Annotated in this window: 12 protein-coding genes; 6 read left to right on the forward strand and 6 right to left on the reverse strand. The window is 46.5% G+C overall.

Annotated features, from left to right (window positions below):
• Window positions 1-20 precede the first annotated feature (20 nt).
• Window positions 21-1397 (forward strand): peptide MFS transporter, encoded by a 1377-nt coding sequence (locus MHI54_RS01820; protein ID WP_095214549.1) that lies wholly within the window; start codon window positions 21-23, stop codon window positions 1395-1397.
• A 38-nt stretch (window positions 1398-1435) separates the two neighbouring features.
• Here the strand turns inward: MHI54_RS01820 and MHI54_RS01825 are convergent, their stop codons facing one another.
• The 5 genes from MHI54_RS01825 to MHI54_RS01845 form a co-directional block, all read right to left on the reverse strand.
• The gene (locus MHI54_RS01825; protein ID WP_158221457.1) at window positions 1436-2044 is read right to left on the reverse strand and encodes a response regulator transcription factor; all 609 of its coding nucleotides are present in this window, start codon (window positions 2042-2044) and stop codon (window positions 1436-1438) included.
• Window positions 2019-3164, reverse strand: coding sequence for a sensor histidine kinase (locus MHI54_RS01830; protein WP_095214548.1), 1146 nt, complete (start codon window positions 3162-3164; stop codon window positions 2019-2021). Before MHI54_RS01830 ends, MHI54_RS01825 begins: the two co-directional genes overlap by 26 nt.
• A gap of 8 nt (window positions 3165-3172) precedes the next feature.
• Window positions 3173-3907, reverse strand: a complete 735-nt coding sequence (locus tag MHI54_RS01835; protein ID WP_095214547.1) for an ABC transporter permease — start codon at window positions 3905-3907, stop codon at window positions 3173-3175.
• Window positions 3904-4749, reverse strand: a complete 846-nt coding sequence (locus tag MHI54_RS01840) for an ABC transporter ATP-binding protein (RefSeq protein WP_340082187.1) — start codon at window positions 4747-4749, stop codon at window positions 3904-3906. The genes MHI54_RS01835 and MHI54_RS01840 overlap by 4 nt, the downstream gene beginning before the upstream one ends.
• 176 nt (window positions 4750-4925) lie before the next feature.
• Entirely contained in the window at window positions 4926-5675 is a 750-nt protein-coding gene (locus MHI54_RS01845; RefSeq protein ID WP_340082188.1) for a DUF1385 domain-containing protein, read from the reverse strand.
• Between the two features lie 244 nt (window positions 5676-5919).
• Between MHI54_RS01845 and MHI54_RS01850 the strand changes: the two genes are divergently transcribed.
• Window positions 5920-6261 carry a helix-turn-helix transcriptional regulator gene (locus MHI54_RS01850; RefSeq protein ID WP_340082189.1) on the forward strand — a complete coding sequence of 114 codons (342 nt, stop codon included), beginning with the start codon at window positions 5920-5922 and terminating at the stop codon, window positions 6259-6261.
• Between the two features lie 182 nt (window positions 6262-6443).
• Entirely contained in the window at window positions 6444-6575 is a 132-nt protein-coding gene (locus MHI54_RS01855; RefSeq protein ID WP_255374696.1) for a hypothetical protein, read from the forward strand.
• A gap of 228 nt (window positions 6576-6803) precedes the next feature.
• Here MHI54_RS01855 and MHI54_RS01860 read toward each other — a convergent pair whose 3' ends face one another.
• Window positions 6804-8597, reverse strand: a complete 1794-nt coding sequence (locus tag MHI54_RS01860) for a M3 family oligoendopeptidase (protein WP_340082190.1) — start codon at window positions 8595-8597, stop codon at window positions 6804-6806.
• A gap of 551 nt (window positions 8598-9148) precedes the next feature.
• Between MHI54_RS01860 and ilvD the strand changes: the two genes are divergently transcribed.
• The 3 genes from ilvD to ilvN all read left to right on the forward strand — a co-directional run bounded on the left by ilvD (window position 9149) and on the right by ilvN (window position 13398).
• The gene (gene ilvD, locus MHI54_RS01865; protein ID WP_340082191.1) at window positions 9149-10816 is read left to right on the forward strand and encodes a dihydroxy-acid dehydratase; all 1668 of its coding nucleotides are present in this window, start codon (window positions 9149-9151) and stop codon (window positions 10814-10816) included.
• Window positions 10817-11143: 327 nt separating this feature from the next.
• Entirely contained in the window at window positions 11144-12877 is a 1734-nt protein-coding gene (gene ilvB / locus MHI54_RS01870; RefSeq protein ID WP_095214540.1) for a biosynthetic-type acetolactate synthase large subunit, read from the forward strand.
• Window positions 12874-13398 carry an acetolactate synthase small subunit gene (ilvN, locus tag MHI54_RS01875; RefSeq protein ID WP_340082192.1) on the forward strand — a complete coding sequence of 175 codons (525 nt, stop codon included), beginning with the start codon at window positions 12874-12876 and terminating at the stop codon, window positions 13396-13398. Before ilvB ends, ilvN begins: the two co-directional genes overlap by 4 nt.
• Window positions 13399-13419 lie beyond the last annotated feature (21 nt).

The following is a 13419-nucleotide window of genomic DNA, read 5'->3' on the forward strand; positions in this document are numbered from 1 at the left end:
TTAAAAAGGGAGGATTAAAAATGGATACACCAGCTACAATCCCACAGGGGAAGAAGCATCCAAAGGGATTGTATCTTCTCTTCTTCACGGAATTGTGGGAAAGGTATAGCTATTATGGAATGCGCTCTGTCTTGATGCTTTACTTGACTGCCGCAGTGATAAGCGGCGGCTTGGGAATGAGCACACAGCATGCTGCTTTCATTTACAGTTTATACGGAGGAGTCATTTATTTCACGCCTATCATCGGCGGCTATCTGACAGACAAATATATTGGTCTGCGTACAGCAATCACGATCGGCGGTATCACAATGGCGATCGGAGATTTCACAATATTTCTATTCAACAGCCAATTGGGTCTATATATCGGGATTCTTTTCTTGATCATCGGTAATGGTTTCTTCAAACCGAATATTTCAACCTATGTAGGTGAACTATATGACCCAAGAGACAAACGGAAAGACGCTGCTTTCACAATATTCTATATGGGAATCAACCTGGGGGCATTCTTCTCCCCATTGATCGCTGGTTTCCTTGCAGAAGATCTATTCCACTCTGTAGACGCTGATGGTATTGAACACTTTGGCTTTAAATGGGCATTCCTGGCTTCTTCCATCGGAATGATCATCGGTCAGTTGATTTTCAGCTTGTTGGGTAAACGTTACTTAGGTAATATCGGAACAAAACCTGCTCGTACTGAAGTCGCCGCGAAAAGTGTTCCAGCAGCAAAAATGACAAAAGCAGAAAAGAAACGTACTGGCGCTGTACTGATTCTATTTGTCTTTGTTATCTTCTTCTGGGCTGGTTTTGAACAAGCAGGCACTTCCCTGACACTTTATACAAGGGATTTCATCGATCGGAATATTGGCGGCTATACGATACCGGTTTCCTGGTTCCAATCTGTCAACCCGCTATTCATTGTCATCCTTGCTCCGATCATATCCGCAATCTGGTTGAAACTAAGCAAATCAAAACGCGGAGATTTGCGAACAACGACAAAAATGTCCCTCGGTATGATTCTCCTGGGATTAGGTTTCATGATTCTGGTTCCAGCAGTACTGTATACAGGCAGTGATGAAACGGATATAATGCACAAAGCTAATATTTTATTCATCATCTTTACTTATCTATTCCATACTATAGGTGAGCTTTGCCTATCTCCGGTAGGACTATCCATGGTAAGTAAAGTAGCGCCTATTAAGATAGCTTCCCTATTGATGGGTGTCTGGATGGCAGCATCCGGTATTGCCAATATCATCGGCGGACAGCTTGCTGCATTGACAGCAACTCTCGGTTATCTGGAGATATTCAGTGTAATCGGTGCCGCAGCTATCATAGTTGGTATCATCCTGCTGGCGGTTTCCAAAAAGCTGCAGTCCATGCTTGATGCCAGAGACTGATCCATAAAAACACAGTTCCTTTTTAGGAGCTGTGTTTTTTATATGTATTCCCTTTCCTTCGCTATGTAAACTGCTTGTGAACGATTCTGGGCACCCAGCTTATCCATCAGCTCCGAGAAATAGTTTCTGATTGTACCCGGCGATAAAAATAGTTCTGCAGCTATTTGTTTGGTGGAGTATCCTTTTTCCGCCAGCTGGAGGATTTGCTGTTCACGCTCACTTAACGGGGTATCCATTCCCTGTACGAATTGATACGTTATCTCGGGACTTATCACGGTGCGCCCATGATAGGCAATGTCCCTTACCGCATGTGCAAGCTGATCACTCGGCGTATCCTTCAGGAGATACCCCTCGACGGTCATCTTCATAGCTTCCTTGACATAAGCAGCAGTGGAAAAGGTCGTCAGCATCAGCACCTTTTCGGGGCGGTTATTTTCCCGCAACCATTTCACGACTTCCAATCCGCTATATTTCGGCATCTCGATATCAAGAATCAGCAGATCATATGTTTTGGTTTGAAGCGCATGCAAAACCTCCTCGCCGGTAGCCGCCTGACAAGCAACAAAGAAATCTTCCTCTAAATCTAGCATCGTTGCCATCGCACCCCGAAGCATGTTCTGATCATCCGCCAACAGCATATGAATCATGCCCAGTTCCCCCTTCGGTTTGCAGCGGTACATTTATTGTCACATGCAATCCACCATCCTGCCTTTTTTTGAAATGAACTTTCCCCTTCATCAGCCTCACTCTTTTCCTTATACCATCCACACCATTTCCTTCTTGCCATTCCCTGCCATCAAAGATCCCGTTGTCCTCCACTTCCAATTGGAGTTCGCTTCCGGACGGAATGAGGCGCATCTTACAGAATGTAGCGCGGCTATGACGGATGACATTTGTGACAGCTTCTTTGACAATATAAGCAAGCAGAGTTTCCTTCGAACCATCCTTCATCGGAGGCAAATGCTGTTCCAATTCAAAATCGATTCCCGCCTCCTCCAGTCTGGATTGAGCTGCCTCCAATTCCTCCTGTAAGGATACCAGCCGCATATCACTAACGATTTCCCGCATCTCCCGGAGCAGGGATCTGGCCAGCAGCTGAATATCATGTAATTCCTGTTCCGCCCGCTCTTGATCCTGATATACAAACTTCTTCGAAATATCACTTTTCACCGAGATGGTGGATAATGTCTGCCCGACTGTATCATGCAAATCCCGGGCGATTCGATCCCGTTCCCTTTCTTTGATTAATTCTTCTACTCGATTGTTCGCCTCGGATAACTCCTGGTTGACTGCTTCCCATTTATGATTCCATGTCTCCTGTGCCTTCCAGGCGGCAGGAGCGATTAAGGCAATCAAAATACCAGGCAATATATACCCCCAATTCAGATTCGTCAAACCAATCCTATCTACAAGCAGCAAGCCTGCTGTCACACTATTGATTGCCGCATAACCCGACCAGAATTGCCATGACTTCTTCACTCCATATAACATGCTCATTGCATATAAAAGTATATAAAAATAAGATACGGATACGAGGAAAACGAGAAAAGAGATTAGCAATATCATGACCATGGAAGCAGCAAACGTTCTTTCAGGCCGCCAATACATCTCCCGATAGCAGATAAACACAGCAAGCAGTATAAGCAAAGTAAGCCAAAAACATAAACCTTCCAGAAAAAATAGATTCACACATGAATAATAGAAATACAGCAGCCAAAGATGCGGTATATAGCCTTCCTCTTTCGGAAATAAGCGGAATTTTTTCATCTATACACTCACCTCCTTTGTCTGTAGTGCAGCGACATTGCTCCTATAAAGCATACCAAAAAATAACAAACCAGAATGATGATATTGGAAATTTCAATACCCTCACCGGATGCAATGCTCCATGCACCAAATGCATACTGGTAGGAGGGCAGCCACTTCCCGAATATCTGCACCCATGCCGGGAATGTTTCCAGAGGCATCCAAAGCCCTCCCAAAATGGCCAGCCCTAATACCACAATATTCGCTATTGCGGATGCTGTCTGTATTTTCTTGGATTGTGCAATCAAGACACCAATCGCCAGAAATAGAATCGAGCCAGCCAGCAGCCAGACACTTGTCATCATCCATTCCCCGACAGGGCGGTCAAATCGCTTCCAGGCATTTACGGCAAGGAAGAATACTGTGACAATGAATGTATGGAGCAAGAGTTGGGTAAAGATGCGCGCAACGAAGTACTGTGAGACTGTGACAGGATGTGTAAAAAGATAGTCCATCCAGGTTTGCTTGCGGTCATACATAATCTGGATACCGAATGTTTGCACAGAAGTCACAACCAAGCTATAACAGGTCATGGAGATCAGGAAAAAATAATCAAAATCCATTCCGCTGATCGTTACGCCTCTATTCATATAAGTAAATAAACTATAAAAAATGAAGGGCATCAGCAAAGAAAAAAATAGGAAATATCTATCTTTTATCATACGCTGTAACTCCATGCCCGTTGTCAGGATAATAGACTTCATAGGCCAGCCCCCTTCCTATTCAACCCTTCCACATACCTTTTTAGCGTCTCGCCTTTGATTTCCAGCTGCTTCAGTTGGATATTCCTTTGGATAAGCAATTGCAGTTCCTTATCTGCGTCATCTGTCAGCTTCTGGAATACCCCGTCCCGCAGCGTGTATCCCAGGGAGAATAACAGCTTTTCATCCTTGGAATCTGTACGGAAGCTTATCGACTGCCTAAGCCGCCTGATATCCTCAATGGCCCGATCCACCCTTATCACACCGCTTTCCAGATACAGCAATCGATCGGTAAGCTCTTCTGCTTCCGATGGAATATGCGTCGTAACCAATATGCCGATTCCATCAGCACGTATCGCTGACAATTGCCGGCGAAACAGACGCTTGGCTTCCAAATCCATTCCAGCTGTCGGTTCATCCATGATGAGCAGCTTTGGCTTTGCAGCTATAGCTAATCGGAACAACAGCCGCTTCATCTGGCCTGTACTTAAATTTTCTGCCAGCATCTTACTTTTTTCATCCAAACCGGCATCTTTCAAAACAGTGCTGATGTGTGATCGTTTGCCATGCAAGGAAAGTACATAAGAAATAAATTGCCTGATTGTCAAATTCCCCATAATGGAGGGTGACTGCGGTACATAACCAATCCGCGGCCGGGTCCCCGACCATTCCATCTCGCCATGATCTTGTTGCAGCATCCTTAAAATGATCTTAATCAAAGTGGATTTACCAGCTCCATTGGCACCGAGCAAGAGGATGCTCTCTCCCTCCGACATTCGAAACGTAATATCTCTAAGAACCGACTGTCCATGAAATGATTTACTTATATGATGCAGCATCAGCATAAAACCACCTCCTGCTAACAAGATATCACGTCAAAACGCAGCAAGTAAGAAAGGAATGTCATGAAGAAAGCTGACATTTGTCATCATATCGTCCACTCCATGAAAAAAGATGGGATACTTCCTCAAAATGAAGCCCCATCTTTTTCCAGAATCCCCCGTCACAGCATGTTTTGCCATCAAGCAATTGTATTTGATTTCAGCAATGCCTCCTCTTCTTTCTCCAACAAGCTTTGGAACGCTTTTAGGGAAACCTCTATATGTTCTTCCTTCGGTTTTGATGTTGTCAGGAATTGAGATGCGTATGTAATCCATTTGAATGGCATGACAAGCAATCGGAAGTACTTGTTTTCATTCATCATCACTTCTCCATAGAAAGGAAACCACAGCATGATCTTCAGCCAGGATGGAAATGGAATGAATACCATGATCACCGTGTACGCCATGAGTAAAAACATGCATCCCGTCCCGCACCATTCATGAATGCGGGAGGTCTTTTTCCCTTCTTCTGCATGAAGCGGCCGGCCCTGCAGATACAGGTTATGGACAATATGTTCGGCAGCATGATATTTGCTGACGGGCGTCACTTTGATGATAATTGTCATCATGATCAAACCAATAAGCATTCCGGAAATAAAGCCCGCCTCAGCATCTCCTGATTGAGAAGTGAAGAAGTCGAATACTGCCTGAATACGATAATTCATTGCAATCGGGGCAAGGAGGAATAGAAGGCCTACCCACCACTTCATATAGAAGCCATAGATGGTATCGGCGAAACCTCTGAGTCCTGGAATCAGAAGCATATGATTTAACCAATGCGGTAATGATTTAGGCCGTTTCACCTCAACACTTATCTCACCATTTTTATTTCTTGTCGCGCGAGATTGATAGTTTTTCCCGTAAAAGGAGACAGCATCACCATGTGCCATGCCGCCATTGACTGATAACTCATTTATTTTGATAACGATTCTCTCCTTAAGTCGAAGTCATTTATATCGCGTGTCGTTATATCGTTTAACAATATATCTCACTCCGATATATTAATCCTTCTTGCTCCAATTTTCAACCCCTGATCTGTCCATTGTTAAAAAATGAGCTGTTTCTGATATGCTATAATAGGAACTCGCAACAGCATATCCGACAAACATGAAACAGCTGATTGGAGGTAACCGAATGAAAAAAGCCTCACCAACGCAATACTTGCCGCTTACACATACAACTTTCTATATATTGCTTTCCCTCACCACCCCTCTTCATGGATATGGCATCATGCAAAAAGTAGAAGAGATGAGCAAAGGCGATGTGAAATTGGGTCCAGGAACTTTATATGGGGCATTAAGTAAATTGGAAAAACAAAAAATCATCGCTAAAACCGGTGAAGACGGAGAACGAAGAAAAAGCTATGTACTTACCGAACTGGGAAAACAGGTTGTGAAGTCCGAGTGGAATCGACTGCAATACTTGGTTGAGGTAAGTCGGCAAAAGGTTGAAAGTATCGAGGTGGAGGATCTATGACTGCAAAAAGAACACCCAAGCTCTTTTTCGTCTGACATGCAAAGAAATGCCGGGTATAAAATATTCTATACCTTCGAGAAAATCGAGTCTGCTTCCTAATATTTACAGACTGGATGATAAAGCCACACGCGATGACGATCTCCATGAATACAAGACGATTTTTCAGGATGCAGGCTGGGAGTATGTCACCAGGTACGGTGATTGGCATTATATCCGAACGGAAGAATCTCCGGGGCAAACTGCTGAAATTGACACAGAGCGTGAATATCAAATCGAAAAAATATAGCGGCCTGCTGTTATTGCAGCCCGGATGACACTCCTCCTGTATGGCTATTCTAAAAAATTCACTAGCATTGGATATGTCAGTTACATCATTGTCCTTGATATTTCTATGTATTTTCAAAATCAGCCAAAAGATTTCAAAGTTAACAGAATAGAAAAAGCGGTTCTTCCTGCTTTGGTTAAGCAGAGGAACCGTTTTTTTCTATCTTACAGACAAAAAGATTGCAGAGAAAAACAATTCCTCTGCAATCTGCCCACTATCACTCTGCAGTCAATCTTAAGAATTCCTCAATATCCCGCTTGCATACCTCTATAGCTTTCAGCCAGAATGCCTTCCGGGTCAAATCCTCCTGTAAATGCTTCATTGCCAAGTCTTCCACCGTCATTCGACCAGTATCCTTCAGCAAAGCATTGTAGGAGCGTTCAAAGTCTGCCGGATTCTCGGCAGCTTTTGCATAGATACCCGTACTGAACAAGTAACCGAATGTATACGGGAAATTATAGAATGGTACGTCTGTTGCGTAGAAATGCAATTTGGACGCCCAGAATGTCGGATCATATTCATCAAGCTGATCATTATAAGCTTCTTTCTGAGCTTCCACCATCAACTCACGCAGGCGAGCTGCCGATACGAGCCCGTTTTTGCGTTCTTCATAAAATCTTGTCTCGAATAGGAATCGGGCATGGATATTCATGAAGAAAGCGATACTGCGCTGAATTTTTTCCTCGATCAATGCGATTTTTTCTTCCTTCGTTTCAGCTTCTTTTACCGCAGCATCCGAAACGATCAGTTCCGCCAAAGTGGAAGCTGTCTCTGCTACGTTCATCGCATACTCCTGATTCAGCTGTTCCACATCATTCATCGCATAGCTATGGTAAGCATGGCCCAGTTCATGGGCAAGCGTCGATACATTGGAAGCAGTTCCGCTGAATGTCATGAAGATACGGCTTTCTTTTTTGTCCGGGAAGCTGGTACAGAAGCCGCCAGGACGTTTGCTATTACGGTCTTCCGCTTCGATCCAGCGCTTCTCGAATGCTTGCTGTGAGAAATCAGCCATCTGGCTGCTATATGTGCGGAAATGCTTGACGATGAAATCCGCAGCTTCATCATAAGAAACATGTTTCGTTGCAGAGGAGAGCGGCGCATCGATATCATACCAGCTCAGTTTTTCCAAGCCTAAAATCTCCGCTTTGCGCTGCAAATATTTTACGAAGGCATCCTTCTCATCCGTGATTGCTTCCCACATAGCATCCAGAGTTTCCTGGGACATGCGGTTATAAGCCAGCGGTTCTTTCAGCACATTGTCCCATTTACGGTGTTTGTATGTCTGCAGACGGAAGCCAGCCAGATGGTTGAGCGTTTCAGCAAAGAAGTCTTCCTTCCCTGTCCATGCTTCCTGCATTCTGGAAAACACGTGCTGACGGACTTTCCTGTCAGCGGCATCAAGTTTATTGGCGGCTTGGCCGACGGAATAATATTTTTCCTCCCCATCGATTGTCAATGGTACTTGGATGCTGCCGACAATCGTGTCATACATGCTTCCCCAGCCATGGTAGCCATCAATGGCCAAATCATTGAGCAGTACTTCCTGCTCAGGAGCCAGCTTCTGTGCTGCCTCTTTTTTGCGCTCATCCAGGATGAACGCATAATTGATCAATTCAGGCTGCTCAAGCAGCTGCTCCCATGTCTGCTGCGGCACTTGTGTAATGACTCTATCGACACCGGTAAGCGTACCGCTGTAAGCCGCCACCAGTTCATCTTTCTTCCCGGACCATTGCTTTGCTTTCTTATCCGTTACATCCTGTGCCACCAGGCACTCGACGAATGCAACGACCTCAAATACGTGTTTTGCCGATGATTCCCATTTCTTCAGGATACGCACCAAGCCCTCCGTATCCTCCCCTTGCTCGGGAACCTGGAAGGATTCAAGAGCCTGCTTCCATTCACTTAAGGCCTGTTCTGCTTTCCCTGCATATTCTGCCAGCGCAGGAGAATTGCTTCCTCCAGGAAAAATCACATCCAGATTCCATGTTTGTCCATATTTATTTGTCATATGTATACCTCCCTTGAACTACCTTTTCTATTATACGCTTCGCCATATTGACTGAAAAGTTTTAGTGTTCGATATTTTTCGTCACAATTGAAATTCAGGGCACAATCAATCCCATCCTAAAGAACCTGTCGACCCATGCCTTCTTCAAATCAATATGTTTCCAACCTGCTTAGGATGCGATGAGAATGCGTTTTGCCGGGATTATACATGAAATGCCTCTCATTTTTGTCTGATCTTTATCCCTAAAATATTCCCATATATATCCAAATAGGCGTTTCGTTGAAAGCAAGAGCTATAAAAAAGTTTTTTGCCAGATTATCTAACAAACATTCCCCACTACCAGCGTATTGGTAACGCTTTCAATTAGTTTGAATGATTTAAAGAATCTGAAAATTTATCCAATTAGCTGTTGACCTAGCTTTGGTTAGGCGTTATGATAACTGACAATCAATCAAATAAATGAATTTTCTAATTATTTAATCCATTTGTTTTTCGCATTCAAAAACATAAAGAAAAAGAGAACTTTTGCAGCTGGGAGGTGTTTTGATTCCATGCGCAGTGACATGATCAAAACAGGGATTGACCGAGCTCCGCACCGCAGTTTGCTTCATGCGACCGGGGTAAAGACATCAGATTTGGGAAAACCATTCATTGGTGTATGCAACTCTTACATCGATATCATTCCAGGACACATGCATCTGAACAAATTTGCCGAAGTAGTAAAAGATGCGATCCGCCAAGCAGGCGGGATTCCTTTCGAATTCAATACAATCGGAGTGGATGACGGGATTGCCATGGGCCATATCGGCATGCGTTACAGCTTGCCAAGCAGGGAGATCATTGCCGACAGCGCCGAGACCGTCATACAAGCGCACTGGTTCGATGGCGTCTTCTATATACCGAATTGCGATAAGATAACACCCGGCATGCTGATGGCAGCAGCCAGGACGAACGTACCTTCCGTCTTTGTTTCGGGAGGACCGATGGAAGCCGGGATTAGTCCTGATGGCAAGCCGCTGAGCCTTGTGTCCATGTTTGAAGGCGTAGGCGCCGTGCAAAACGGTACAATGACCGAACAGGAATTGGCGACGATCGAAACACTGGCTTGTCCGACTTGCGGATCTTGCTCGGGAATGTTCACTGCAAATTCGATGAACAGTTTGATGGAAATGCTCGGCATGACAGTGCCTGGAAATGGGACACTGCTCGCTACATCCGACGAGCGTCATGAGCTGATTTATGAAGCAGCCCGGCATTTGATCCGACTTGTCAAAGAAGATATTCGTCCACGCGATATCTTGACGAAAGAAACCTTTGATAATGCTTTTGCCTTGGATATGGCCATGGGCGGGTCGACAAATACCGTCCTCCATACAATCGCGATCGCTCATGAAGCCGGCATTGAATACAATCTGGCAGATATCAATAAAATTGCCGAAAAGGTTCCTTACCTATCCAAAATCAGTCCTGCATCCGATTATTCCATGCACGACGTCCACCTGGCCGGAGGGGTCAGCGCAATCATCAACGAGCTCTGCAAAATCGACGGACTTCTTCATAAGGAGCGGATTACCATTACCGGTAAGACGATAGCCGAGAATGTGGAAGACTCCGAAATCTTGAATAAAGAGGTCATCCGCCCGCTGGATAATCCATATAGCCCTGTCGGCGGACTGAGTGTCCTGTACGGCAATCTGGCACCGGACGGCAGTGTGATCAAGGTCGGGGCTGTGGATCCTTCCATCAAGAAATTTCTCGGGGAGGCGATCGTCTTCAATTCACAGGACGAGGCGCAGGAAGGGATCACCAATGGGACTGTGCAGGCCGGCGATGTCGTTGTCATACGCTATGAAGGTCCAAAAGGCGGCCCAGGGATGCCGGAGATGCTTTCCCCTACTTCCGCCATTGCCGGCCGCGGCTTGGCAAAAGAGGTTGCCCTCATCACAGACGGCCGCTTCTCGGGTGCCACTCGAGGTATCTCGGTGGGTCATATCTCCCCCGAAGCTGCCGAGGGCGGGCCGATCGCTTTCGTGGAAAATGGCGATCCTATCCTCATCGACTTGGAAACACGCAGCATTGAATTACTCGTCGATGAAGCTGTCCTTGAAACACGCCGCCAAAATTGGAAACAGCCGGAGCCAAAAATCAAATCTGGCTACCTGGCGAAGTACGCAAAGCTTGTTACATCCGCCAACACTGGCGGTGTGATGAAAATATAACCAACACGAAGACGGGACCATAGTGACGGAGGCATTATATTCACAGAGAGCCGGGGATGCTGGAATCCCGGCAATATAATCCGTCATCTCTCCTCCCTGAGCGCTTAGCTGAAAATATAACAATCAGTAGGCTGAGCCAGGTGTACGGCACCTGTTATCAAAACGGAGCTGATATTGATCGGCTCCATGAGGCAGCTTACCGTAAGGGAGCTGTGAACTTGGGTGGTACCGAGAAAAGCAAAGTCTTTTTTCCCCATTTCTTGCTGAATTGCTTGAATGGAGAAAAAAGGCTTTTTTATATATCAAAAACTACTGGAGGGATAAAACATGAAGGTGAAGGCACAAGCCGTACAGGAAAGAAAGCCTGCAGCCAAAGCTCCCAAAACAGGTGCAGATCTGTTCGTCGAGGCATTGCAGGCGGCTGGAGTCGATACGATTTTTGGCTATCCGGGAGGGGCCGTGCTTCCGATTTATGATGCTTTGTATCGGGCAGAACCACGGTTCCAGCATATCTTGACCCGACATGAACAAGGAGCCATCCACGCTGCCGAAGGTTATGCCCGCGTCTCCGGAAAGCCCGGGGTCGTCATCGCAACATCAGGACCTGGTGCAACGAATCTTATCACCGGAATCGCCGATGCCATGATGGACTCCCTTCCCCTTGTCGTATTCACAGGTCAAGTCGGCAGGAGCGTCATCGGTACCGATGCATTTCAGGAATCGGATGTGATTGGCATCACCACTCCGATCACCAAGCATAATTATCAAGTCCAACGGCAGGAGGATATGCCCCGGATCATCAAGGAAGCATTTTATATCGCCACAACCGGGCGGCCGGGACCTGTTGTGATTGATATCCCGAAAGATATCTCCGGTGAGGCTTATGCCTCTTCTGCTGACGTGGGTGACATCCACCTTCCAGGCTATCAGCCGACAACGAAGCCCAACAGCAACCAAATCACAAAGCTTACCCAAGCGATTGTACACGCAAAACGCCCGGTTCTTTTAACAGGGGCAGGTATCCTGCATGCCAAGGCATCCGAAGAAATCCATGCCTTTGCCAAACGGTTCCAGCTGCCCGTCGCCTCCACCCTGCTTGGCCTCGGTTGCTTTCCGGCCAGCGATGATCAGTTTCTCGGCATGGCAGGGATGCATGGGACATATGCCGCAAACCGCGCCCTGTATGAATGCGACCTGCTGATCAATATCGGTGCCCGATTCGATGACAGGCTTACTGGCAACCTGGAGCATTTTGCCCCGCAGGCAACGATTGCACATATCGATATCGATCCGGCGGAAATAGGCAAAATCATCCCTACGGCCATCCCTGTGGTGGCGGATGCAAAAGCAGCGCTGCAGGCACTTCAAGCAGCAGAAGCCGAAATACCAGACATTCAGTCCTGGCGCGATCATTTGCAGCAATACAAGGAAGAATTCCCGCTTTGGTACAATAACCCGGCGCAGGAACTCATACCGCAATGGGTGATGGAAGCTGTCCACAAGGCAACAAAAGGAAATGCCATCATCACGACGGACGTCGGACAGCACCAAATGTGGGCAGCGCAATATTACGGATTCGATCAGCCAAATCGCTGGGTGACATCCGGCGGACTGGGAACAATGGGATTCGGTTTCCCTGCTGCCATCGGAGCCCAGCTGGCAAGTCCCGACAGTACAGTCATCAGCGTGGTCGGCGATGGCGGATTCCAGATGACGATGCAGGAGCTTTCCGTGCTGCAGGAAAGGAAGCTCCCGGTCAAGGTCTTGATAGTCAATAACCAAAGCCTTGGTATGGTAAGGCAATGGCAGGAATTCTTCTATCAAGAGCGATACTCTGAATCACTGCTTGATATCCAGCCTGATTTTATCAAGCTGGCGGATAGCTACAGCATCAAGGGTATCCGTCTGGAGACACAGGAGCAGCTTATTGCAGCTCTCCCCTCCATGCTTCAATCAGACGAAGCCGTCGTGATCGACTGCCGAGTACTGCGGCAGGAAAATGTATTCCCGATGATAGCACCCGGAAAAGGACTGCATGAAATGATTGGAGTGAGTCGATGAAGCGAATCATTACCGCCACTGTCCAGAATAGAAGCGGCGTACTGAACCGGATAACCGGTCTGATGCAAAAAAGGCAATTCAATATCGATAGTATCTCTGTCGGCAAGACAGAAGTGGAGCAAGTCAGCCGGATGACATTCGTCGTCGAAGTGGAAGACATGCAGAAGCTGGAACAGCTCACAAAGCAGCTTCACAAGCAAATTGACGTCCTGAAGGTAGCCGATATCACCGATAACGCCATTGTCGCCCGGGAGCTGGCACTGGTGAAAGTCGTATGCCCCCCTGCCAGCCGGAATGAGCTCCAAAGCATCATTGCTCCTTTCCGTGCAAGTGTGGTCGATATCAGCAAGGACAGCATGATCATTCAAGTAACAGGCGACACGGATAAGATCGAGGCTTTCCTCGAGCTGGTCCGTCCATATGGTATCAAGGAATTGACAAGAACCGGAGTCACGGCCTTCCTGCGTGGGCATCAGCCGCAAGCTGCGGATGGAAACACGTATTCACTTATAACCAATTAAACATGGAGAGGAATGAATGAA

It is taken from the genome of Terribacillus sp. FSL K6-0262 (assembly GCF_037977385.1).
Lineage (GTDB): Bacteria > Bacillota > Bacilli > Bacillales > Amphibacillaceae > Terribacillus.

Coding starts and splice junctions, on each gene's coding strand:
- MHI54_RS01820 (WP_095214549.1), top strand. CDS start 21: ATGGATACACCAGCTACAATCCCACAGGGGAAGAAGCATCCAAAGGGA.
- MHI54_RS01825 (WP_158221457.1), bottom strand. CDS start 2,044: ATGATTCATATGCTGTTGGCGGATGATCAGAACATGCTTCGGGGTGCG.
- MHI54_RS01830 (WP_095214548.1), bottom strand. CDS start 3,164: ATGAAAAAATTCCGCTTATTTCCGAAAGAGGAAGGCTATATACCGCAT.
- MHI54_RS01835 (WP_095214547.1), bottom strand. CDS start 3,907: ATGAAGTCTATTATCCTGACAACGGGCATGGAGTTACAGCGTATGATA.
- MHI54_RS01840 (WP_340082187.1), bottom strand. CDS start 4,749: ATGCTGATGCTGCATCATATAAGTAAATCATTTCATGGACAGTCGGTT.
- MHI54_RS01845 (WP_340082188.1), bottom strand. CDS start 5,675: ATGGCACATGGTGATGCTGTCTCCTTTTACGGGAAAAACTATCAATCT.
- MHI54_RS01850 (WP_340082189.1), top strand. CDS start 5,920: ATGAAAAAAGCCTCACCAACGCAATACTTGCCGCTTACACATACAACT.
- MHI54_RS01855 (WP_255374696.1), top strand. CDS start 6,444: ATGTCACCAGGTACGGTGATTGGCATTATATCCGAACGGAAGAATCTC.
- MHI54_RS01860 (WP_340082190.1), bottom strand. CDS start 8,597: ATGACAAATAAATATGGACAAACATGGAATCTGGATGTGATTTTTCCT.
- ilvD (WP_340082191.1), top strand. CDS start 9,149: ATGCGCAGTGACATGATCAAAACAGGGATTGACCGAGCTCCGCACCGC.
- ilvB (WP_095214540.1), top strand. CDS start 11,144: ATGAAGGTGAAGGCACAAGCCGTACAGGAAAGAAAGCCTGCAGCCAAA.
- ilvN (WP_340082192.1), top strand. CDS start 12,874: ATGAAGCGAATCATTACCGCCACTGTCCAGAATAGAAGCGGCGTACTG.